Annotated in this window: 24 protein-coding genes and 1 pseudogene; 5 read left to right on the top strand and 20 right to left on the bottom strand. The window is 35.7% G+C overall.

Annotated elements, in window-relative coordinates:
• Positions 1–384 precede the first annotated feature (384 nt).
• From ACFHWD_RS12995 to ACFHWD_RS12945, 11 genes are all read right to left on the bottom strand, one after another.
• Positions 385–1,701, bottom strand: coding sequence for an iron-containing alcohol dehydrogenase (locus tag ACFHWD_RS12995; protein ID WP_378062217.1), 1,317 nt, complete (start codon positions 1,699–1,701; stop codon positions 385–387).
• A gap of 834 nt (positions 1,702–2,535) precedes the next feature.
• Complete coding sequence (locus ACFHWD_RS12990) at positions 2,536–3,126, bottom strand: DUF3841 domain-containing protein (protein ID WP_150355779.1); 591 nt, start codon at positions 3,124–3,126, stop codon at positions 2,536–2,538.
• Positions 3,102–3,662, bottom strand: a complete 561-nt coding sequence (locus ACFHWD_RS12985; RefSeq protein WP_179977496.1) for a DUF3841 domain-containing protein — start codon at positions 3,660–3,662, stop codon at positions 3,102–3,104. Before ACFHWD_RS12985 ends, ACFHWD_RS12990 begins: the two co-directional genes overlap by 25 nt.
• Before the next feature lie 79 nt (positions 3,663–3,741).
• Positions 3,742–4,896: a glycine/sarcosine/betaine reductase complex component C subunit alpha gene (grdD, locus tag ACFHWD_RS12980; protein WP_150355781.1), complete on the bottom strand. Its 1,155-nt coding sequence runs from the start codon at positions 4,894–4,896 to the stop codon at positions 3,742–3,744.
• An 80-nt stretch (positions 4,897–4,976) separates the two neighbouring features.
• Positions 4,977–6,512, bottom strand: coding sequence for a glycine/sarcosine/betaine reductase complex component C subunit beta (gene grdC, locus ACFHWD_RS12975; protein ID WP_150355782.1), 1,536 nt, complete (start codon positions 6,510–6,512; stop codon positions 4,977–4,979).
• 95 nt (positions 6,513–6,607) lie between these two features.
• Positions 6,608–7,084: a glycine/sarcosine/betaine reductase complex selenoprotein A gene (grdA, locus tag ACFHWD_RS12970; RefSeq protein WP_150355783.1), complete on the bottom strand. Its 477-nt coding sequence runs from the start codon at positions 7,082–7,084 to the stop codon at positions 6,608–6,610.
• Positions 7,085–7,106: 22 nt separating this feature from the next.
• Complete coding sequence (locus ACFHWD_RS12965; protein WP_150355784.1) at positions 7,107–7,430, bottom strand: co-chaperone YbbN; 324 nt, start codon at positions 7,428–7,430, stop codon at positions 7,107–7,109.
• A gap of 14 nt (positions 7,431–7,444) precedes the next feature.
• Positions 7,445–8,392 carry a thioredoxin-disulfide reductase gene (gene trxB / locus ACFHWD_RS12960; protein ID WP_179977497.1) on the bottom strand — a complete coding sequence of 316 codons (948 nt, stop codon included), beginning with the start codon at positions 8,390–8,392 and terminating at the stop codon, positions 7,445–7,447.
• 94 nt (positions 8,393–8,486) lie between these two features.
• The gene (locus tag ACFHWD_RS12955) at positions 8,487–9,977 is read right to left on the bottom strand and encodes a BCCT family transporter (protein WP_150355786.1); all 1,491 of its coding nucleotides are present in this window, start codon (positions 9,975–9,977) and stop codon (positions 8,487–8,489) included.
• 76 nt (positions 9,978–10,053) lie between these two features.
• A complete protein-coding gene (gene grdH, locus ACFHWD_RS12950; protein ID WP_150355787.1) occupies positions 10,054–11,367 on the bottom strand; it encodes a betaine reductase selenoprotein B in 1,314 nt (437 codons plus the stop codon).
• Between the two features lie 14 nt (positions 11,368–11,381).
• A complete protein-coding gene (locus ACFHWD_RS12945) occupies positions 11,382–12,707 on the bottom strand; it encodes a glycine/sarcosine/betaine reductase component B subunit (RefSeq protein WP_150355788.1) in 1,326 nt (441 codons plus the stop codon).
• Positions 12,708–12,999: 292 nt separating this feature from the next.
• Between ACFHWD_RS12945 and ACFHWD_RS12940 the strand changes: the two genes are divergently transcribed.
• Positions 13,000–13,665, top strand: a complete 666-nt coding sequence (locus ACFHWD_RS12940) for a TetR/AcrR family transcriptional regulator (protein ID WP_229981682.1) — start codon at positions 13,000–13,002, stop codon at positions 13,663–13,665.
• Between the two features lie 204 nt (positions 13,666–13,869).
• Here the strand turns inward: ACFHWD_RS12940 and ACFHWD_RS12935 are convergent.
• The 9 genes and pseudogenes from ACFHWD_RS12935 to asrA all read right to left on the bottom strand — a co-directional run bounded on the left by ACFHWD_RS12935 (position 13,870) and on the right by asrA (position 21,061).
• Positions 13,870–14,297, bottom strand: a pseudogene (locus ACFHWD_RS12935) (DUF134 domain-containing protein).
• 124 nt (positions 14,298–14,421) lie between these two features.
• A complete protein-coding gene (locus tag ACFHWD_RS12930) occupies positions 14,422–15,240 on the bottom strand; it encodes a sulfite exporter TauE/SafE family protein (protein WP_150355790.1) in 819 nt (272 codons plus the stop codon).
• A gap of 100 nt (positions 15,241–15,340) precedes the next feature.
• Positions 15,341–15,946, bottom strand: a complete 606-nt coding sequence (locus ACFHWD_RS12925) for a viroplasmin family protein (protein WP_150355791.1) — start codon at positions 15,944–15,946, stop codon at positions 15,341–15,343.
• Positions 15,947–16,061: 115 nt separating this feature from the next.
• On the bottom strand, positions 16,062–16,715 hold the full coding sequence (locus ACFHWD_RS12920; RefSeq protein ID WP_150355792.1) for an HAD family hydrolase: 654 nt from the start codon (positions 16,713–16,715) through the stop codon (positions 16,062–16,064).
• Between the two features lie 42 nt (positions 16,716–16,757).
• Positions 16,758–17,594, bottom strand: a complete 837-nt coding sequence (locus tag ACFHWD_RS12915) for a deoxyribonuclease IV (protein WP_150355793.1) — start codon at positions 17,592–17,594, stop codon at positions 16,758–16,760.
• A 14-nt stretch (positions 17,595–17,608) separates the two neighbouring features.
• Complete coding sequence (locus ACFHWD_RS12910; RefSeq protein WP_179977499.1) at positions 17,609–18,082, bottom strand: methylated-DNA--[protein]-cysteine S-methyltransferase; 474 nt, start codon at positions 18,080–18,082, stop codon at positions 17,609–17,611.
• A 92-nt stretch (positions 18,083–18,174) separates the two neighbouring features.
• Entirely contained in the window at positions 18,175–19,200 is a 1,026-nt protein-coding gene (gene asrC / locus ACFHWD_RS12905; RefSeq protein ID WP_378062209.1) for a sulfite reductase subunit C, read from the bottom strand.
• Between the two features lie 12 nt (positions 19,201–19,212).
• Entirely contained in the window at positions 19,213–20,013 is an 801-nt protein-coding gene (gene asrB / locus ACFHWD_RS12900; protein ID WP_150355840.1) for an anaerobic sulfite reductase subunit AsrB, read from the bottom strand.
• Positions 20,003–21,061, bottom strand: a complete 1,059-nt coding sequence (gene asrA, locus ACFHWD_RS12895; protein WP_378062207.1) for an anaerobic sulfite reductase subunit AsrA — start codon at positions 21,059–21,061, stop codon at positions 20,003–20,005. The genes asrB and asrA overlap by 11 nt, the downstream gene beginning before the upstream one ends.
• Before the next feature lie 215 nt (positions 21,062–21,276).
• On the opposite strand from asrA, the gene ACFHWD_RS12890 reads away from it, so the two are divergent.
• The 4 genes from ACFHWD_RS12890 to ACFHWD_RS12875 all read left to right on the top strand — a co-directional run bounded on the left by ACFHWD_RS12890 (position 21,277) and on the right by ACFHWD_RS12875 (position 24,200).
• Positions 21,277–22,179, top strand: a complete 903-nt coding sequence (locus ACFHWD_RS12890) for a LysR family transcriptional regulator (RefSeq protein ID WP_378062205.1) — start codon at positions 21,277–21,279, stop codon at positions 22,177–22,179.
• Positions 22,180–22,311: 132 nt separating this feature from the next.
• Positions 22,312–22,686 carry a GntR family transcriptional regulator gene (locus ACFHWD_RS12885; protein WP_150355798.1) on the top strand — a complete coding sequence of 125 codons (375 nt, stop codon included), beginning with the start codon at positions 22,312–22,314 and terminating at the stop codon, positions 22,684–22,686.
• A gap of 15 nt (positions 22,687–22,701) precedes the next feature.
• Complete coding sequence (locus tag ACFHWD_RS12880) at positions 22,702–23,562, top strand: ABC transporter ATP-binding protein (RefSeq protein ID WP_150355799.1); 861 nt, start codon at positions 22,702–22,704, stop codon at positions 23,560–23,562.
• Complete coding sequence (locus ACFHWD_RS12875; RefSeq protein ID WP_378062202.1) at positions 23,562–24,200, top strand: ABC-2 transporter permease; 639 nt, start codon at positions 23,562–23,564, stop codon at positions 24,198–24,200. The genes ACFHWD_RS12880 and ACFHWD_RS12875 overlap by 1 nt, the downstream gene beginning before the upstream one ends.
• Positions 24,201–24,365 lie beyond the last annotated feature (165 nt).

Here is a 24,365-nt window from a genome sequence, read left to right as displayed (position 1 = left end):
CTCATATTTTACTAGTTCAACTTCTATAAGCCCTTTTTTTAGGCATAATATCTTATTTTGCTTAATTCATATACATCTCTCTACAAATTTTATACATATAAAAAATAAATTAAATATGTTCGAACTTTTTATAGATCATTGTCAAATTTGTTCAAACTTGTTATTTACACAGACGTTCCTCGCAATTTGTTCAATCAAGTATTGAACAGGAGTTATTAGTCAACATTTTGTGTAACGAATATTTTATTCCAAATCTAGATACGTTGACCAATAAAAGTTATTAAAAAAAATAAACATAGATATCCACCACATAATATAGTAGCTATCTATGTTTATATTGTATAAAATCTACGTAGGGTCTCCTCAAAATATAAAATCACTCATTTAAAAGTCAACTTTTTTACCCTCATATATATACTGGAACAACTTTTTCATCTCTTCTTCAGTTATCTTTGCAGGGTTAGCTCCAGTGCAGGCATCTTCCATGGCGTTATGAGATATTCTATCCAAATTATCCTTGAAATCACTTTCGCTTATTCCATAATCCTTTAATGTAAGGGGAATATTCATTTTTCTATTCATATTTTTAATCATATCAGTAAGGGAATCTGTGAGTTCCTCCTCAGTATCTCCAGAAAGTTTAAGAAGTCTAGCTATTTCTGCATATCTTTCAGGGCATGCATCCTTATTGAAATCTATCACATATGGCAGAAATATGGCATTGGCACATCCATGTGGTATGTGAAATACAGCACCGGTCTTATGGGCCATGCTATGGGTTATCCCCAGAAGTGCATTCGAAAACGCCATGCCAGCCAGACACTGAGCTATGTGCATATGACCCCTGNTCACATATGGCAGAAATATGGCATTGGCACATCCATGTGGTATGTGAAATACAGCACCGGTCTTATGGGCCATGCTATGGGTTATCCCCAGAAGTGCATTCGAAAACGCCATGCCAGCCAGACACTGAGCTATGTGCATATGACCCCTGGCTTCCATATTTCCTTTATAGGATTTCAATAAGTATTTGTTAATCATCTCTATAGCATGAAGTGCAAGTGGATCCGAAAAATCAGAATGTAAGCTTGCTACATAAGCTTCTATTGCATGGGTCAATGCATCCATTCCAGTATATGCCACAAGTTTCTTAGGCATGGTCTCTGCAAGTGCCGGATCTATTATAGCTATATCAGGAGTTAAATTAAAATCCGCCATAGGGTATTTTATCTGCGTCTTGTAATCAGTTATCACAGCAAAAGAGGTCACTTCGGTAGCCGTTCCGCTGGTAGAAGGTATGGCTATAAATTTTGCCTTTTTCCTCAGCTTAGGTATTCCAAAAGGAACTACTGCCTCTTCAAATGTAAAGTCGGGATATTCATAAAACACCCACATGGCCTTGGCTGCATCAATAGGCGAACCTCCGCCCATTGCTATTATCCAATCAGGCCCATATTCCCTCATAATTTTGGCACCTTCCATAACGGACTCAACAGATGGATCCGGTTTAATTCCCTCAATTAGCTTGAACTCAATATTGGCATCTTTTAAATAGGATTCAACTCTATCCAGAAATCCAAACCTTTTCATGGAGCCTCCACCTACGACAATTACAGCTCTATGGCCCTCCAGATCTTTTAAATGTTCTAAAGAATTTTTACCAAAGTAAACATCTCTCGGTATTGTGAATCTTTCCATTTTCTAATTCCTCCTTATCAATACTATAATTTAATTTTTATTTCAAGTAAATAAAACTACGCCCTCCATATCAATACATTCCCAATTTATTTTTAGATATATTTATAAATATATTCTTAGCAACTCAAGAGCTGCAGGTATCAATTTATTTGCAGTTTCTCTTGCAACTTCATAACCCACCTCGGTAAAACCAGTAAAAACAAGTTTGCTGAAACCTTTATGTTTATGTGATGCATCAACAGTTCTATCTACATCAAAAATCACTTCTTAAATATTTGACGTCTTTATGATATATGATATTACTGTTTGAATACAATGTCAATAAAAACTTTCAATTGTTATAATTTTGGCAATATATTGATTAATTATTCACTAATAATAAGACTCAATTATTTATTTCTTTTTAATTTCTATATTAGCTATAACACAGGATATCTCAATGATTTTCATATTTAGTTAATTTTTTATTCAAAATCTTATCATAATTCTAAGTATCAATTAAACTTATTTTGTTTTTAAATAGATATATAATAGATAATTTTTAAATTCATTTTTCCTAAGTTTTGACTAATTTTTGACTAATCACATTCATAAATAAATATATTAATATATATAATAGTATTTTTGGGGGATTCTATCAAGACATATATGACTACGTGAAGCAAAAGAATATAGTTAACGTATTCTAAGTGCTAAATACACTAAGAATACTGTTAATAAAGTTCAGATGGAGAAAATCATTCCTTATAAGCAAACTCCATCTGAACCTAAGAATCACTTGTCCAAACTGTTCTCCAGTATTTTTACTTATTAATCTAGAAAGCTCTGTTATCATTACTTCTCTTCTTTAATATAGCTAATCCATTCCTTTTTAAGTTCCCATAATGCTGCCTGCATAGTTCCTACATGCATAATTCCCGATTTCACCAGTTTATCATACTTAAACAAATTATCCCAACTTTTTTTTACTTTCAATTTCAAATTTGGATAAAAAGGTTTGGTAAATATATCTGACTCAATGGAAATATTTTGCTTTGCAAGCATACACTCATACTCTTTTCCATCTTCTTTACTGACAGATAAATATTTTAGATTTAAAATCTTGTTCCAATCTTCAATTTTAAAAAAAATAATTTTTTCGATAGGAACATTCAAACAAAGCAAATAATTGCCCGGATACCATCCAGCATAGTCTATTTCAGTAAATGTCCAAAATGGATACTCGGCATGTTCAGGCTTCTCTACAATATTCCGCGCTTTGCTTATATACCAATCGTATGCTTCCAAAAATATTTGGGAAACTTCCTGATACTTTTTTACAATATACTCTCTTTTTACATGACATATCTTTTGTTCCATCAATGATTTGACAACCACCGAACTCTGGGAAGTATACAGTATCACTTTATTATTTTTTGCACCCATTCTCTTTTCACCTCCCAGATTGTGCCCTGCTTTAAATCTGACAACGAATAGGAATTGTCAAATAATCTATCCCAGCTTTTAATTATCTCATTTTTAAGATGAGGATAAAAACTGCTGATATACGCATTTGAGCAATTTGATATTCCATAATTTTTAAGTTTTTTATCATATTCATCTTCATCTTTTTTATCCAGTGGAACATACCATAAGTTAACTACTCTATCCCATTTTTCAGCATCCATTACAATAATCAAATCCCGCTCTACTAAGAGCTCTAATATAACCGTGCCGGGTGTATGCTGAAGCATAAAATCGGAAGTTATTGAAACCCAGACAGGATATTTTACATCCTCAGGCTTTGGAACTATTTTGCTTGCTTCTCTGGTATACCATGAATACACTTCAAAATAGTACTTTGCACAATCTTCCAGTTTATTTTCTATATACTCCCTCTTTACAACATACCTTCCTTCGTTTTTCAAAATATCAAGAATCCTCTCATTTTGTCTAGTCCATATCCTCACTTTTTCTTTCATAAAATCACCCTTTTACGCATACAGAATCATCGGAAAATATTAAAGATATAAACAGGGATAAAGCTATCTTTAATTTGTACTATTTAAATCCCTTCTTTACAAGTAAATCAACGGCATTTTTACTTTCTTCTTCACTTACCAAAACTACAGGACCGGTACAGCCCATACCACTTTCTGAATATATACCTTCCTTCCAAAGTGTCTTACATGCATTTTCAAGTTCAAGTATATCAATTCCTGGAATAGCATAGGTTACTACTTTTTTAGGCGGTATTTCAACTTCTTCTTCAGTAACTGCACCCTTATCCTTTTCAAGTATTTTTCCTACTATTTCTTTCAGCCCTGCTGCATTGGCATTTTTATACTCAATATCAGCAAGCTGCACCAGATTATTTTTTGCAGAAAGTGCACAATATTTTAATGCCTCACAAATTAATGGAGCTCCAGATGCTCTAGACACTATATTAATTACCTTATCATAACCTTCTCCTACTCCCGGGCCGTACCCGTATCCAGTAGTTTCATAATTTCCCCCTGTTGTAAATGATGCAAATATCTTTATAAGTAAATTACCCGTTAAAGAATCGCAAACCATGACATCTGGTGTTCCTGCCAAAAGGTCATTCCCCCTCATAACTGAACCTCCATCGGCTCTTAAGGACTCACTAAAGGTAAACTTGTATCCCCGGCTTTGCAGTTTCTTAAGTGCTCTCTCGACACCTCTGGCTCCATCTACATTTAATATGCCAACCTTGGGATCTTTGATACCACAGGTTTTTGCAACAGCTATTCCATTTATAGTGTTTTTGATCATTCCCTCAACTCTATGGGTAGCTGTTGTTCCTGTAGTCGTGGCAAGTATCATTTCTTTTCCCAGACCCGGGGTAACCACTTTCCCAACTGTAGAAACTCCTATAGGAAAGTCAAAATGCTGAGTGACACATCCATCTATTACTTTATTATCCAGCAATTCCAGCATTTTTTTATGCCCTTCTTCAGCATCTGCAACTTCAACTGTATCAAAATTCCCTTCAGTTTTAGGTCCTATAAGAACTATATCAAAGTCACCATATTTGCTCTTGGCAAGTTCTGCAGCTTTACTCATCTCGCTAATACCATGTTCTGAACCAAATGTGGTCAATCCAATTTTAACTCTTTTTCCAAAACTTCCATTTATTATTCCATCTGCTATTTCATCAAACACTTCTGCAATCACCTTTTTAGTTTGATCCACTTTGCTCCCTCCTTTTAGTTAGTAATTTTCTATTTCCCAATACTTTATTGAGTTCACCTTTTGACATAAATCAGCATGTATTATTCTTCAATCATTTGTGCCGCAAATTTCTTCAATCCTTCAGCTATCATACTTTTAATCTCTTCTTTTGAAACTTCAGCACTTTTATCCTCAACACCATTATTTTTTTCAACCAAAATTGAAATTCCATCAAATAAATTAGTCATTCTACCTAAAAACAAGCTCCCTTTTCCTATTAACATAAAATTATTTAATTTTCCGGATTTTATATGTTCAATGCCATGTCCAATTATAGGTACCCCTGACGGTATGTGTCCCTGTGTCGGTGCATATCCCTGATATCCATGTTCCTTTACAAAGTTGGGCAGCTCTTTTCTATCCAGCTGTTTATTTTTTACTGCAAGAGCTCCTATCATCTTATAGTTTTGAGTTGGAACATCTCCTGCTCCTGCAGGTTCAGTTATATCAGGTATCTGAAGTTCCGGTGCAAACTTATCAACATCAGTAATCTTCAGTCCATTTTTAGTCAGTGGATCCAAAACCAGTGCTTCCAGCACCGCCTGTGGTGCGGCACCATGCGATATGCTGTGCCTTCCAATAACATCTGTCCTCAATACAGGGCTTACACCATCATTTTCCGATATCAGTATCGCAAAACCTCCCAGGCAATCTTCTAAAACCGGCAATCCCTTTTTAACATGGTCCTTACCATTCATTCCAAGCTTAGCAGTGGAACCGCCGGCAAACACAATAACATTTTTATAGACTCCCGATTTGACCAGTGCCGCCGCAGCAACGATTGAATGTGAAGGCCCAGCACAAAAACCTCTCATATCCACACCAGTAGCACCCTTAATTCCTGCAATCTCACCGCAGGCTTTGGCTATATTTCCACCACCTCTTTGATTCATGTCTCCAATAGCCTCTTCTGAGCATTCAATCATATACTCCACTTCATTCACATCTATCCCCGAATTTTCAATTAAATGCATTAGAGCAAGAACTCCTGATGCTTTAACTGACAAATTTTCAACCATTATATGTGAAGTCAAGTTTTTATCAAATTCATGTGCCCTTTTTACACATCCTACAAGCTTGTCATTTAAATATAAACCCTCAGCTATGTGAGCTTCTGTTAATTTCTCTATGTCAGTTATAGGAACCCCTTTTTTTAATTCATCTGCTTTCTTACTTAAAAACGGACGTGCCTTAAACTTTTCTCTAATTGTTTCAGTAAAATCTTCTTCCAGTAAGACAAGATCAAATACGTCACTCAACTTGAGCAGCCCGTAGAATTCATCTTCAGGCATTATTTCTCCAAACTTGCCAAACCTCGATGCACCATCAACTTTTTCATTGTACCAGGGCCTTTTTCTTTCACTTAACTCTTCTGGAGTCACGTTTCCTATATAAGTTTGATTTGGCGCATAACTGACTACATCTTCAAATGATCTTAAGTGATTAGGAACTTCTTTTAAATACTCCGACTCCGGATTTGTTTCTCTTTCTAACGTTTGAGTAGTGCCATTATGTATTACCATATCTGGTGTGTTCACTAATACATATGCAGCATTTTTGATTACTGGAAAACTCATTAAAAAAACCCTCCCTAATAATTTGAATTAATTTATACTGGAAAACAGCATACATCTCTGCATGCCATTTTCTAGTAATTAAATAATGATATGGACTATTTGTTGTATTTTGAATAACTGTCTCTGACAGTTTTTACCTCGCTGATAATTTCATCCACGTCAAGGACCATCTCCATCATACCACACTGTTCATCGTAAACAGCCGGATCAAACTCTGCCTTGACTTCCGGTTCTACTGCATGATATACACCAAGACCTAATGCTATCCCTGCAAGCGGCCCTGCAAATGTTGGATCCCCTGCACTTACTGTTTCTGCTGAAAGTCCTGATGCTTCTGCCTCTGCTCCTCCTAAAATTACAACTACATTTTCTACTCCATATTTTTCTGTCAAATCTTTTACTCTCTGTTGGATCTCCAGATCCATAGCTCCCGCAGCTGTTCAAACGAAACATTCTGTAGAGGCAAATACAACCTCTGCTCCGGCTGACTTTGCGCAGGCTTCAATAGCCTGGCCGGGTATGCCGTCCCTGTCTCCTATTGCAATTACCTTTTTTCCTTCCAATAAGCTCATTGTCTTTCCCTCCTTAATTACATTAGATATTTACATTTTTTGTAATCATTGTCTCGATATTTGCTTTTGTGGCATCTTCCTTTATGACCTCTTCCAGCTTTTCTCCATCTTTATAGAGAACAATTGTGGGAAGGCCGAGTACTCTCTGGGAAATAGCCAGCCTTCTGGCCTTTGAAGTATTCAGTTTACAAAACTTCACCTGTTTGTCATATTTTTTTGATAGTTCTTCTACATCCGGCATTAATGCCTGGCAGGGTACGCAGCCATCTCCAAAGTAATCCACAAGCACATATCCCTTGGCTTCCAAAACTTCTTCTTTAAATGTATTTTTATCTAACATTAACATTTTAACATCACCCTCTATTCTTCAAAATTATTTTCTATATATTTCCCAGCCTGTACAGCTGCTATTGCTCCGTCTGCCGCAGCTGTAACTACCTGCCTCAGCGGTTTTTCCCTAATATCTCCGGCTGCAAATACTCCCTCAATATTGGTTTCCATCTTATCATTTGTTATAATATATCCCGCCTTGTTCATTTTAATTTTGTCCTTAAATAAACCATTAATAGGCAAATAGCCAACAAAAACAAATACTCCAAATGTGCCGTCGTCCTCGTCAGCAAAATACTCATTTGTTTCTCCAGTTTTCGTATTTTTAAATACAGCAGACTGCAGCAATCCATCACCTTTTAACTCTGTTATCACTGAATTCCACATTATTTCAATTTTGGGATTTTTAAAGGCTTTTTCCTGTATGGATTTTGCTGCCCTGAGTTCATCTCTTCTATGAACTATAGTGACCTTTCTGGCAAACCTCGTCAGATATATAGCTTCTTCAACAGCTGAATCACCACCTCCTACTACAAACACCTCTAAATCTTCGAAAAATTCTGCATCACAAGTTGCACAGTAAGATACACCTTTACCAATTAACTGGTTCTCCCCAGGACATCCAATATGCCTTGGAGTAGCTCCAGTTGCAATAATTACAGCTTTAGCCTGGTATTCTTCTTTAATTCCCTTTAGCTTTTTTATTTTTCCGCTAAAATCCACCTCTTTTATTTCATCTTTTTTTCTTTCTGCTCCAAAGCTCTCAACCTGCTCCTCCATTCTGGCAATCAGGCTGGGGCCGGTGGCCTTTTCTACTGAGCCCGGATAATTAGCTACTTCATCTGTAATTACAATCTGCCCACCCACTTTACTTCCTTCCAGTATCAAAGTTTTCATTCTAGCCCTTGCTGCATATAAAGCTGCAGAAAGTCCTGCAGGGCCAGAACCAATTATGACAATATCGTAGATATTATTCATGCTACACCTTCTTTTCTAATATTTCAGTAATATTTACCTACTATTGATGTAAATTACTTTTAATTCACTATTTTCAGATACTACTATTTCTTCTTTAAACTTTCTCTTGCCGAAGAGCCTTGTATATACTGTAGCACATGACGAGCATAATCAGCATGAATGGAAATGCAGCAGCAATAGAAGCTGTCTGAAGTGTCTTTATCGCAGCAGTGCCTCCTACTAGAACAAGCATTATTGTAACAGCTCCCTGGGCAATTCCCCAAAAACCGCATAATTTTTTACTTGGATTCAGGTCTCCTCCCGATGTCAACATACTCAGTACATAGGTCGCTGAATTAGCAGCTCCTGCAAAGGACGCGATGATCAGGATAATTGCCAACGGCGCAGTGATGAAATAGAGCGGCATATGCTGCAATGTTGCAAATAAGGCAGTCGAGATATTGGATTTAACAGCTAACTGGATGGCACCGTGTGACAATGCATCTAGATTAAACGCAGCTCCACCATAGATTGCAAGCCATATAAAGCAGAAACCAGAAGGCAGGAAGACTGATGCAAGTATGAATTCCCGAATAGTACGTCCTTTGGAAACACGTGCTATAAACTGACCTACAAATGCTGCCCAAGCAATATACCAAGCTCTGTAGAATACTGGCCAAGCTTTAGTCCATTCAATATTGCCCATCCACAGACTCTGTCCGACAAAGTTTTGAATATAATCACCCATAGTTTGAGTAAAAATATTTAGTATAAATACCATTCCGCCAAACAGGAAAATAAATACCATAAATCCAATTGAAAGCCATACCTTCACATTAGCAACAGCCTGCATAGCCTTATGCAGTCCGGATACGGTAGCCGCTGTGAATATCACTGTCATGATTGCGATAACAACAGCAGTCATACCAGGTGTCGCTTTAATTCCCCAGATATATTCTACTCCTGTGGCAATCTGATCAGCTCCTAGTCCCAAACTGGTCGCTACTCCAAACATCGTAGCAAATACCGCTATTATGTCGATGGCTTTACCTATAGGTCCGTGAATGCGCTCACCAAGTATTGGATAAAAAGCTGAGCTGATTAAGCATGGAAGGCCTTTGCGATACTGAAAATAGGCCAGAGCTAAACCACAAATCGCATAAATAACCCATACATGAATACCAAAATCATTAAATACAATTCGCATGGCATCATGCATAGCTTGCGGAGTCCCTGGTTGCCCCACAGGTGGTGACATATAATGAGTTATCGGTTCAGCAATCGCCCAGAAAACCATCCCTATGCCCATTCCTCCCCCAAATAGCATAGTAAACCACTGGAAGTTTGTAAATTCCGGTTTTTCATCATCCAACCCTAGTTTGATATTGCCAAAACGACTGAGAGCAATAACAAATAGAACTATTGTAAAGATAAACGCCGACATGAGATATAGCCAACCAAAATTAGTAGTTAGAAATGATAACACACCATTGGCTCCTTTGGCCATTTGAGAAGGCAGGATTATACTAAATGCTACAAATATCAGAGCTATGCCTGCAGAAACATATAAAACCGATCGATCTGTTGTTTTTTGTTCACTTGACATAATTAATTTTCCCCCTTGACAAAACCAATCCAAATAGGTCTCATCTACTTTAACAAGACCTATTCAGTTAACTGATTCAGATTTTTACTTTAAAGACAGTCGGTTCTTTAATGTCTGTCGCTAAAGCATCCAGTGCCACTCCTACCCTGTGATATCTAAGCTTCCACTGCTGCTCTTTTGAATCTGCCGGATTTCCAAGTGGATATGGTATAGATATAGTTGGCACTATTCTGTTTGAGCCAACCGTAGTTGCAACAGGAATCAGATTGCACATTTGAACTATGGGGAAACCTGCTCTTTCAATTTCTTTTACCATCGTTGCACCGCAACGTGTACAAGTTCCTCAGGTGGAGGTTAATATAACTCCATCTACTTTAGCTTCTTTTAAGTACTCCACAATTTCTTTGGCCATTCTGGCAGCCTCACCCTGTGTCGTACCTGTTCCTACAGTTGAATAAAAATATTCATGAAGTTTTCCTATTTTTCCTTCTTTTTCATATGCCCTCAAAGCATCCAGAGGAACTATGACATTTGGATCTGCATTAGCTGCAGCCGGGTCAAAACCTGCATGTATTGTTTTAAATACTCCTGCTTCCAGCCTATCCATTTTGGAATAGTCATACCTTCCCCACCTTGTAGCAGATGCAGATTGAATTCTGTCAGGATTGTCTACTGGAACTATTCCTCCTGAAGTCACTACTGCTATATTAGCTTTACTTAGGTCTTTTATAGCAGAAGCTATAGGTACCATATCTTTTTTAGGAATAGGAAGTTCAGTTTGAAATTTCTCACCATTAAGTTTGTCAATCAGCATTTTTACAACTCTTTTAGCTGCAGGTTCCTTGGATTCGAGCCATACCTGGTGTCTTTTACCTCTTCCGTAATAGCCCTCTGCATCAGCCCATAAAAGTTCTTCACCGTTTAATATTTTGTTTCCAAAATCAGCCATAATTTTCATGTCGCGTCTCATTCTTCCTGCATTATTTCCACCCTTGAATATATATACATCTTTTTTAAACATCTCTACTCCAGGATTCTCAACGTGCATGGAGGTGATCGCAGGAACGTTAAACTTTTCTTTGACAGCTTTGCAAATAACTCCGCAGGCATTTCCATATCTTCCTGCCTGAAAAGCGGGGCCTGCAAAAAAGATATCAAATTCTTTTCCCTCGAGAAAGCCCAATATTCTGCCTACAGCTTCTTTTTCATTGGAGCCCATAAAGTTATCACCGCATATTATGGTATGGGTAACTTCGGCATCTTTAAGATATTTATTTAATGCCATAGCCGGTCCAACCAGGCCTTCTCTTATTTCAGGTTCAAAATCAGCTTTATCCTCTCCGCCTATTTGTCCAAAGAATTGATTTATATATAAAATTGCTTTTTTCATATTGTTCCACCTCCCTAAAACTCTTTCATTGTTTTTGGCGACCATCCACAAATCTGATCTCCGCAGAACATAGCATTGTTTTCCATAATTATTGAACCATCTTTTCTCACAGAAGGTCCCAGTATCTCATCATTTGCCCAGCCACCAGACAATCCATCTCTGCTAAGGGACTCAAGCTCACCAATTACCGTTCTCATAGGAGGAAGTTCTATTAATTCAGATACGTTTCCCGTAGAAACTATGGCATTGGCTTTCTCGTCAAGGGTAACCAGAGGCTGTGATTCTCCATCTCGACCTGTACACTCATTTGTAATTCCTACAGTTTTGATTCCGGCATTTTCCAGTGCCACAATACATGCAATAAAATCAGCATCAGGGTTACCATAGCCTTCCTCAGCAACTATGGCACCTTCTGCACCCAAAGACTCTGCCATTTGAGCTACAAACAATGCCGCTCGGTTTTTCTGTTCCAAAGCAACATTCAAATTTGACATTATAACACCCAGGAAATTTATTGTTTTGCCATGCTCTGAATATAACTCTTTGATAGTAGGATTGTTTTGAAAATCATAAGTTGCCCATTTTGACGAACAGGGCATAAAGCTTCCCGAAATCATTGCACCATCTAGAATTTCATTTGGATGCATGAATGTGGGAACAATGTGATTTGTGTCCCAGCCATAAACAAGATCATTGTATCCCATCTCCTCCATCTGCGATTGAGGCTGCATAACAAATACAACACCTGGAAGTTTTTGAAGGTCTTCAGATCTCCTTGTAATAGGATCCAATTCGAAAGTTTCAACATCTTCAGGCTCTAAATCCTTAACACAGCTTCCTATATATTCCGCTAGTTTATGTCCTGCCCACCTTAAAGCCTTATTTTTCTTCTGCTGTTCATTTTTCTCAAAACCTTCGTCTGTATCCCCAACAAGAACAATGTTTTTAATCTGTGAAAAATAAGTGTACTTGGCTCCTTCACCACTCATATCAATTAAACCATCCTGAAATCCACCCCAGTGTTTTCCAACCACAAGCAAGCTGCAGTCCTTAAGCGCATGCGTGCAACCGTTTCCAACCGGAGCTACATCTCCAGTTACCCCAGGAAATAATGTAGTCCCATCAACCTTAACCCTGCATTCAATAGCTTCTTTTACAGGAACAAGGCGAACTTCATCCCCAGGCTTCACAATTAAAAGATCTGCCTCTGTAATGTGTTCGTCTTCCAGTACATAATCTAAGGCTTCTTTTTTGTTAATTGTCAAAATACCATCTTTATAATTTGTTGATTCGCCAAAAAAAATGTCCTTTACATGGAAGTTTCCAATTTCAAGTTTCATTATTCTACCTCCTCTATTAAAATTATTAAAATTGTCTAAACAATTTTACTTGTATAAATTTTAACATATCATGTTTGATTTATCAATCATGATTGATAAATAATCATGATTGAAAGTTATAGAAATATCAAATTGGTTTTATCATAAATTTCAATAAAGCTGAAAATGATTACAATATCTACATTTTAACCTATACATCTATAAAAATTTAAAATACATCTTATAACATTGAGTAATACACTTGCACTATGTTATAATAGGTTATATGAATCAAACATTTTTGGAGGGCAAAATGAACAAAAAAGATATAAAAAAGTATAGAAACATGAGTTATTTTATTGATGCTGCTGCACGTATTATTGATGAGGAGGGAATTGAATTTGTTACCATAAGGAAGGTTTCAGATTTGGCGGGATACAATAGTGCTACCATTTACCACTACTTTAAAAACCTGGATGAACTTATATTATTTGCTTCAATAAAACATCTTAAAGAATATACCTTAAACTTAGAAAAATATATAGAATCAGCAAAGGGCAGTATAGAAATATACTATAAAATATGGGAATGTTTTTGTAAATACTCTTTTTTAAACCCTCAAATATATAACAATATTTTTTTTGGAAAACACAACGACTTCATACCGCATATAATTCAAGAATATTATTCCATTTTTCCTGAGGAACTGAGTGGAAATTCGAAAGAACTCCTGCCAATGCTTTTGGGCAGTGATTTATATACAAGAAATTTAGTATTATTATCAAAAATTCAGTCAGATGGCTATCTAAATGAGTCAGATTTAGATGACGTTAATGAAATGACAATACTGCTATATCATGGGATGCTGATAAAAGTTTTAAATTCAGAAAACCAACTAAAAATAGAAGATATATTACCAAAAACCCTTAGATATATTAAACAGATCTTAAACTCTTTTATAATAAAGAAAGAAAACTAAAACTCTATGTTCAAATTAATTACAATTTCCTATGTGCCAAAAATATCTCCAAACAGAATATTTTTGGCACATACATTCTTCTATTATTCAATTTTTTCTTCATACATATGGAGTCCAAAAATCCACAAATACCGGCATATCATTTGCAAAAAAACTTTTTACGTATTTTTAGTCTTTATCTTTTTTATTTAATTTAATATTTTATCAGAATTTATCATCTTTTCTACCTAATTTACACCATCTTTTGCAGAGATTAGCTTTTTTATTACAAATAACTTTATCCAAACCGCAGGAAGGGCAGACATATTTGTCTTCTTCTTTTTTTATTTCATATACGTTGCCACAATTAAAACATTTAAATTTGCAGAATACAGGCCTGTAGTTTCCTCCACTTATCCTTATTGAATTTCCCTGTGTCAAAGCAACAGCTGTTTTTTCTCTTGCACTATCTATTATATTTTGAAAAGTCTGTCTGGACACATGCATTCTTTCAGCACATTCTTCTTGATTTAATTTTTCAATATCTTTCAGTCTCATTGCTTCAAGTTCCTCAACTTTTATTACTATATCTTTTATTTAGCATTTTTTCTACCTGCTGGTATAAAATAATTATATTCTGGTAACTTTTCCATTCTTTTATAAAGGAGTGCAAACCATAATAAATAATTTCGATAAAATGAACGCTTTAGAATTTGAAAAAAACTTCAAGAAATTAAAGAAAAGAGAAAATTTGTATTAAATATTGTACTCATTAATTTAGAGAGCCATAAAAAATATCCTTACTCCTACAAGAGCTAAAGCAGCTGCAAGGCTTCTAATTATTGTCACTCCATGAATTTTTTGTGAAATTCTAGCGCCTAATTGTGCTCCGAATAATACACCAATTGATAACGCAACAGTTTGAATTACGCCAGATTGAAGTGCTCCGTCTACTATATGAACTATCGTTCCTGATAGTGACATCGCTGCCAGGACAAAATGTGATGTGGCGGTTGCAATATGAACCGGATAATTTAATACGTTAATAAGTATTGGAACATGTATTATTCCACCTCCTATTCCTAAAAAACTAGATATAAGGCCTACAAAAACACTTAAAATAATCCCAACAATAGGATTATATGAAAATGTATGTTTTACTCCTTCAATATCTATTACTGTTCTTGTAACATATCCCTTCTTAACTACTATATTGCTTTTCATTGCTTCCTTTTTCGTTCTCACCATTAAGAACACTGACACAATAACCAATATCACACCAAATATTCCATTGAAAATGCGCCTTTGTACATATGATGTTATAATTGATCCTATTATTGATCCCGGAAGCGCTGCAATTGCAAACATTATCCCGGATTTATAATCTATACGTTTCATCCTAGAGTAAGCAAAAGAACCAGATAATGCATTAAAAAATACAACTGCCAAAGAAATGCTAGTTATAGTATCTGGGCTTTTGTCAGGATACAACAACAACAATATAGGTACAAGTATGAAACCTCCACCAGCACCAATTAAAGTTCCAAATGCTCCAACGAGGAATCCCAGAGGAGTTAGCCATAAGAATTGTATCAATTTAAAAAACCCTTCTTTCTGCCATAATTATTAAGACCTATTATTTGAAATATAAGAATGTACCCCTAGAAATTCGGACACTAAAATAACCAAAGACTCATTATAATATTTCAACAGCTTTTTTTGCCAGTGAATCAGCTAGATCATTATACTTATCTTCGCCTGAATGAGCCTTGATTTTCTTAAATTTTATCTCTATCCTTTTCATATATTTTTGCATAAAATCCCTGTAGTCCTTAGTAAGAATCTTATTGGCCTTCCACTCGCCTGTGGCCCAACATTCAATGCCCTTGTAATCATATGCAATAACTACACTTGTAAAATCATTTGCCAATGCCAGTTCAACAGCTTTCAAAGCTCCCCTTATCTCACCAAATACATTTCTACTTTCAATCATATCGCTGATTCTAAATGCTCCCAGATCCTTAAAGAGTACAGCATCATTTTTTACCATAACCACGCCATACCCAGCTATCTTCTTACTATCATTATAGGAACCATCCACATACGCATAGAGAACATCTTCTTCACATGTATTTCGAGGTAAATCAGCCCTATCCTGATTTAAAAATTTAAGTGCAGAATCATAATCCTTAAATTTCTTGTATACAGCTCCGGAAAAACCTTTGATCTGTATTTCACAATCTTCCCAATTATCAAATATACCCGTATTTTTTCCCTGTTTTACGGCATAAAAATTTGGCATTCAACAGATACCTCCTTTTCTCTTGCTTGTGTAAATTCATGAAACCATTATATCATATATTTTAATTGCATCTAAATGCATACTATTTAACAATAAAAAAACTCAGAAACAGAAATTATTTGATAAAATCAATAAGTTCCATAGGCCTTCCAATAAGAGCCTTTGCTCCATTTTTTAACAGTTCATCAGCTTTTCTAAATCCCCAGGTAATACCTATGGCATACATACCAGCACCATTAGCTGTTTTCATATCCACACCTGAATCCCCAAGATAAAGATAGCTCGGAGGTGAAATCTTTGAAAGTCTGGATATCTCCAGTGCTGCAGAAGGATCCGGCTTCTTAGGAATACCTGCCCGTGAACCGAGAACATAGTTAAATTTTTTCATTCCGAAAAATTTGTCAATTATTATCTTTGTAAAATTATCAGGTTTATTTGAAAGTACCGACATGTTAATTTTCAAAAAATAAAGCTCGTCCAATAGTTCGTTTATTCCGCTGTACGGTTTTGTCAGTTCATGCCACCTTTTATTATATTCATCTATAAATTCTGCCAAGCACAGTTTCACCATTTCATCATTTGAATTATTTTCTGGCAGAGCCCTCAATACCAATTTCTCAATACCATTTCCAACAAAATATTTATATTTTTCCACGTCATGTACAGGAAATCCATGCTTAATCAATACAGTATTCATTGAATTAGCCATATCATCAAGTGTATTTAAAAGCGTACCATCAAGATCAAAGATAACTCCAGAATAACTCATAATCAGCTCTCCTTTTATTTACATTTTGCTCATAATCACCAGTCACTGCCATGTGTAAGATTCTCTCAGCATTTTAATTTCTCTTGCATAACCCGGCAGTTCATTGGGAGTTTCTAAAAAGAATGGAAGATGGCACAACCTTGGGTGATTTATAATTCTTACAATGGCCTCTTTCCCGATAAAACCCTGCCCAATTTTCTCATGGCGATCCTTATGACTTGAAAATGAGTTTTTACTGTCATTTAAATGTATTGCCTTGAGTTTATCCAATCCGATTATTCTGTCAAATTCATCTATAATACCATCCAAATTATTTACAACGTCATATCCCGCATCGTAGACATGGCAGGTATCAAGACATACACCCATTTTATCAGAAAGTGCAACTCTATCTAATATACACTTTAATTCTTCAAAACTCCTCCCAATTTCTGTGCCCTTTCCTGCCATTGTTTCAAGTAGAACAGTGGTAGTCTGCTCAGGTATCAATATGGAATTAAGCATATCTACAATGTACTTTATTCCAACCTGAACCCCCTGCTTCACATGACTCCCTGGGTGAAAATTATATAGATTATGGGGCAAATACTCCATTCTTTTCAAATCATCCTTCATAGTTTCAGATGCAAATTCCCTAGTTTTTTCATTTGCAGAACAAGCATTTAAAGTGTAAGGTGCATGAGCCATAACCACAGAGATTTTATTCTCCTGCATAATTTTTAAAAGTTCATTTATATCTTCAGGATCAATTTTTTTAGCCTTTCCTCCCCTTGGATTGCGGGTAAAAAATTGAAATGTATTGGCCCCTATCTCAAGTGCTGTTTTTCCCATTGCTTCATAACCCTTGGCAGCTGATAAATGACAACCTATATTCAACATAATTACTACCTCCATTAAAGTGCTGCATTTACATTTTCTATTTTTAGAAGTTTCTTTTTTAAATCCAATCCTCCGGCATAACCTGTTAAATCTCCATTGGAACCTATAACACGGTGGCAGGGAATAAAAATTGGAATAGGATTCCTGTTATTTGCCATTCCCACCGCCCTGCAAGCTTTTTCATTACCTATATACGTAGCTATTTCCTTGTAGCTGCGAGTTTCACCATAGGGAATTTCCTCAAGTGCCTTCCACACTTTTTTTTGAAATTCCGTACCTGTAGGTGCCAGGGGCAGATCAAACAATTTCCTATTCCCATTAAAATACTCCTCAAGCTCCAGATATGCTTTTTTCAACAGAGGTGTTTCTTCAACAATATCATATTTTTCGCTAAAACTATTTTCAAAATACAGATTTGTAATGGCCTTTTTATTTTCGGCAATTCCTATTCTGCCTATTGCAATATCATAATAAAATATATTACTCATATTTTTTCTCCATTTTAATAAATTTGCGTTTTTTCTAAACACAGTATATCACAAATCTGTATTTTTTCATAAATTCAAATTTAATTATTGATCTATTTTACAGTTAAATGTTTTTCAAGAGGTTTCACATGGATGTTGCTTCTGTATTCTGTTTCAGTCCAATTGATATGCTCGGCAATGAAAGCTTCCGGATTCAATGTAACGCCTTCAAGCATAAACTCCTTAAATTTTTCATATCCTGCTCTGTCTATCAAATGGCCTCCGTGAATATAAACAGGCTTTCCACCAAGTACCCATTCTGAAAACCTGGGCCAATTCGACATTATTGCCAGTACACTTTCTTCAGTCAGCCAGTTTGCAAACATCTTTCCCATCCTTGGATACTGTTTCCCTGTCCTCCCACCGAGAATTATCTTATAAAAGTCATTATCCGGCCTGCGCCATGCCCCTGTTGGACATGCAATGACACATTCCCCGCACCCTACACAACAGCATGTATCCTTGTCTATTTTACCTCTGTCGTTAAGTGACAGTACCCGGGTCGCAGCTTTTTCACATTTTCTCATACAGGCTCCGCAGCCAATACACCTGTCCATATCGTAAATGGGTTTGGTGCATCCTATTATGCCAAAATCCTGAAAATGTGCTTTACCGCAATCATTAGGACATCCTGATACTGATATCTTGATATGATATGGATTGGGATAAATTATCTTCTCCAGTTTCTGCGCCAGTTTCTGGGTATTGACATTGGCTTTGATACAATGTGTTTCCCCAATACAAGCCATTATATTTCTAGGTGCAATATAAGGATAACCTTTGCCGGTTTCTATATTCACACCGCACATTTCATGTTCTATTGCATCTAAATAAGGCTGTATAAATCTGTTTACAGCAGGAACATCTTTTGCCTTTATTCCCGGAGCATTTAGAGTCTGCCTCACTCCCAAATGAAAATAACCATTCCCCCAGGTTTTACATACATGTTGAATGACATCCAACCATTTTGAGTCTATAAGTCCACCAGGCACACGCAATTGAAGCATAAACTCTCCAGGTACTTTTGACTGGCGAAAACAGTTATTCCTTAACTTATTTACATTACAATCTTCTACCACAATTCTTACCTCCTAATCAACGAGCTTTTTGCCTATCGTATAATTGAAAATAGGCCCATCCAAACACACATATGTTTCATCAATCCTACAATGTCCACATTTTCCAATGGCACAAGACATTTTTCTCTCAAAGGACATCCAAATTTTATCTTCCGGTATTCCATTTTTCAGCAGTTTTTTTCCAACAAACTTCATCATAACAGGAGGTCCCACTACCAGACATTCATAATTTCCAGCAAATTGTTGAAAAGGTATTTCCTCGATAAGATCAGTTACCATCCCCTTGTTCCAGTCTTTATAGTCTTCACCATCCAGAGTATAAAAAGTATGAAAGTATTTTTCAGCCTTCCATTTTTTCAATTCATCTGCAAACAAAACGCTCTGTGAATTTTTAAACCCGAGGATCAAGTAAACTTCTTCGGCATAATTCTGGTCATCATATAGAGCATTGATCAAGCTTTTAACTGGCGAAACTCCTGTTCCTCCGGCTATAATCACAACATTTTTATCTTTAAGACAACCTACAGGCCATCCATTGCCATAACATCCCCTGAGGAAAACATAATCTCCCTCTTTCAAATTGAAAAGTTCATCAGTTACCTTTCCAACTTTTCTGATAGTAAAATCCGCATAACTCTCTCCAAAACCACTTATGGAAATTGGAGCTTCTCCAAATTTAGGAATTGAGATCTGCATAAACTGTCCATGCTGAATGGGCATATGGTTTTCCACACGAAAAGTCCACTCGCTTTCTGTCTGGGGCAGTATTCTCAATATCTTATGTGCTTCCGGCCTAATTGGATTATTTAACATCATCAATTCCCTCCTCTTGCTTTATTTCTTCTATAGCCTTGGACAACTTGTTCAATGTTTCAGGATAGCTTATAAGTTCAGGGCATCTAGCTGAACATCTTCCACACCCTACACACATAGGTCCTGTATGAAATCTGGCACCATGCCCATATACCTTGTGTAGAATTTTATAGCGATATTTCTCAGAAGTTTTAGTCCTGAAGGAATGCCCGCCGGCTACCTTGTCAAATTCATCCAGCATACAGGAGGAACAAGTTCTTCTTCTCTCTCCCACCTGTTCATTTTGTGAATAAACTATATCCGTGGTTTCAAAGCACGTACAGGTACTGCAGGCAACCGTGCAAGAACCACAGGCAATACATCTGTCATCAAACTCATCCCACATTGGATGCTTCTTTAATTTATTTGCAATAACAATATTATCAATTACAGGATAGTTTATTTTGAGTTCATTTTCCTTGGGAAACTTAATCTCGTAGTCAGATAATTGGCAATTTTTAAAATATGCGTTAAAATCATCATCTACTACCTCAACATAGACATTCTCACCGAAGGATACTGCAATAGAGTGCATGTCAGTTATATTTGCACCTACACTGCAGCAAAAGCAGCCATCAAATTGATCTTTGCACTCCATCAATGCAAACTTTATTCTATCCCTTTTTCTCTTGTAAAAATAATCTTCTATATCACCATTTTTCAAATAGATCTGATCCTGAATTTTTATTGAATTTATATCACATGCCCTACCAAAGACCAAAATGTCCTTTTCACCCTTCATCTTACTCTCCCTGTATTCATCTTCTGTAAAATAAAACAAAGTCTGCGTGATTGGAGTGAGGACTTCCTTCATAGGATAGGTAGAACGCTCAGCATATTCTATTTCTTCATATCTATATACCGGCCTATATAAAATTAAATCCTGTTTTGCATATCTTCCTCCTCCGCGAACTCGTACCGGGGCATAGATAATATATTTTTGTTCCAATTCAGTAAATAATTCATCCATGTCCTCTGCTTTGAGCCGGTAAGTTTTTGAGGTTTTCATTTTAATTACATCCTTTCTTTAATATCTCGTGTAGCATATGCTACATGGATTGATTTTCTTTAACTAAATTATTTTATAAACATTACAAAACAGGTATTGGCCAATTCCCTATATGAAAATTATATTCCTTGCTATTTCTTTTGTAAAATGCTAAACTTATTATAATTTCATATCTTTTTATCTATGTATTTTTGTACAAAAAGGGAGGAACATCTATGACAATAAGAGATCTGGAAATTTTTGTTGCCGTAGCAGAAAGTGGGAAAATAGGATCGGCTGCAAAAAAACTTTATATATCTCAGCCCACTGTCAGCCACGTTATCTCCCAAATTGAGAAAGAATATCATGTAAAACTATTCGATAGGCTTTCTAGAAAATTATATATTACAGAAGTGGGAAAAGAATTTTTAAACTACGCAAGACATATCCTTGCAAATTTTCACGCAATGGAGAATTATCTACATCACGCTTCCGAACAAATATGTCTTCATATAGGTGCCTCACTTACTGTTGGGAGCTTTTTTCTAGGTGATATCATCTCCAAATTTGAAGAAAAATATCCTAAAATTCGTATTCGTGTATACATAGACAACTCTAAAAACATAATACAAAAGATCTTTGACGGAACTCTTGATATAGCTGTAATAGAGGGATTTGTAAATTCAAAAGACATTATAGCCGACGAGGTTTACCAAGATGAAATGGTTTTGATCTGCGGCAAAAATCACCCCTTTGCTTCAAAAAAATCCATTCATCTATCCGATTTGAAAAATAGAGACTGCGTATTGCGTGAAGAAGGTTCCGGTACCAGAGATTTTCTGATTAACCTAACAGAAGGCAGGGGAATACCCATTATAAAAAAATGGGTTTGCCATAGTTCAGATTCCATAATCAACATAGTAGCCGCTGGACAGGGTGTATCAGTTTTATCCAAGAGTCTATTAATTCATCAAGATAATGTAGTACAGATTCCCATAGAGGATCTTTCACTATATAGGAGTTTTAAAATAATTTATCATAAAGATAAATACATTTCTTCTGCCCTTAAAAAATTGATTGCAGAAATAAAAAAGTTATTCAATTCTGCTTCTTCAAAAAACAATGAATTCAATCAGTAAAATATTTGTTGAGCCATTTTCAAAAGTCAATCAAGAAGATCATTTTTTTCCATTGACAGAAATATAAATATTGTATATACTGTGTATATATTAATATATACAGTATATATGATCTTCAAAGGAGTACTACCAATGAACATAATTATTTCCAATATATCAAAGGATCCTATTTATGAACAGATTACAAAGCAGATAAAAGACAACATAATAAAAGGCAGCATTTCCGAGGGTGAACTTCTGCCTTCAATAAGAAATCTTGCCAGAGAACTTAAAATAAGTGTCATAACGACTAAAAGAGCCTACGAAGAACTGGAAAGGGAAGGTTTTATAGAAACAGTTCCTGGAAAAGGCTCTTATGTATCATCACAGAACAAGGATCTTTTAAGAGAAAAAAAGATCAAATCGATTGAAGACAAATTGATGGAAGCCATAGAAGAGAGCAAAATCATTGACCTTACAAAAAAAGATCTGGAAGAAATGCTGGATATTCTATATGACAATATGTAAATTGGAGGAGAGATAATGGATAACATTCTGGAGATTATAAATTTAGGTAAAACCTACAAGGATTTTACCCTGCACAATATAAGTTTCAATTTGCCCAGAGGATACATTATGGGGCTCATAGGTCCAAATGGTGCAGGTAAAAGCACTACCATAAAGCTCATAATGAATCTTGTAAAAAAGGATTCAGGGATTATAAAGGTTTTTGGCCTGGACAATTTAAAATACGAAAAGCAGATAAAACAAAGGATAGGCTTCGTATATGATGCAAATTATTTTTACGAGGATCTGACTACAACAGCTATGAAAAATATCATATCCCGTTTTTATAAAGATTGGGACGATAAAACTTTCAATAGATATATGGACGAATTCAATCTCCCCGGGAACAAAAAAATAAAACAGCTTTCCAAGGGAATGATGATGAAATATTCTCTTGCCATTGCCCTTTCCCACAATGCCGAATTCATCATAATGGATGAACCCACTTCAGGACTGGATCCGGTCTTCAGAAGTGAAATGCTGGATATACTCTACTCCATAATCCAGGATGAAAACAAAGCAATATTGTTTTCCACCCACATAACCACGGATCTTGAAAAAATAGCGGATTACATCACTTTTTTAAATTCAGGCAGGATAGTTTTTTCAGACACAAAAGATAATATTTTAGACAGTTACGGCATTGTAAAAGGTGATAAAAATCTGCTGCAGCCCGATATCAGGAAAAAACTCGTAGGTATAAGAGAAAATTCCTTTGGATTTGAAGGTTTGACCGACAACAGCTCTGAAATAAAAAAGCTGTTCAAGGACAAGGTTATAATTGAGAAAGCCACTCTGGACGATATCATGGTATACACTATAAGGGGGAACAAATAATGTGGAATTTGGTTTTAAAAGATATACTTTTACAAAAAAGAACCTTTGTTATACTTGTCTTAATTTCAATATTATTTACCATTAGTTTTAAAGATAATACCAGTGTTATCTATACATCTACCGCTGTTTTTACGGGCTACGCATTTTTAAGTAACAGTTTCTATCGCGACGAAAGAACTGAAATGATGCTGAACAGCCTTCCTATCAATAGAATAAATATAGTTATATCAAGATACCTGTCTCTGTTTATAGTTTTGATTATCAGCACAGTAGTTTTGTCTTTAGTTTTTATCTTTACAAAATATACAGGCATAGTACAACCCCCTGCAAGTGTAAATACTGAAGATATAATAGTAGCCCTTATAAGTATTCTGCTTTTCAGCAGTATACTTATCCCCATATATTTTAAATACGGATATTTAAAAACAAGATATGTGGTGATGATATTGTTCTTAGGTACATACTTTGTTTTTATGGCATTTGCAAAAATATTCGGTGAAAAAATTCAGCCTTTTATCATCTATTTGAGCGGTATTTCTGAAATCACAATGAGGTTTATTATTCTGACCATATGCCTAATCGTACTTTTGCTGTCGTTTTTTCTGTCCTATAGAGCATATAAAAACAAGGAGCTGTAAAAGGGGGTCTGACCTCATTCCAAAAAATGGAATGGGGTCAGACCCCCCCCTTGCAAAATTCACCATTATGTATATAATATTATGTATACATAATATTACTTATGTATATACTGAGCTTACTCTAAAATTTATAATATTTGTATGCTCAATCTGTTACAATTATTA

The organism is Clostridium sp. MT-14 (genome assembly GCF_042436595.1).
In the GTDB taxonomy this organism is placed as follows: Bacteria; Bacillota; Clostridia; order Clostridiales; family Clostridiaceae; genus Clostridium_B; species Clostridium_B aromativorans.
This window is presented reverse-complemented; position numbering and strand designations above follow the sequence as displayed.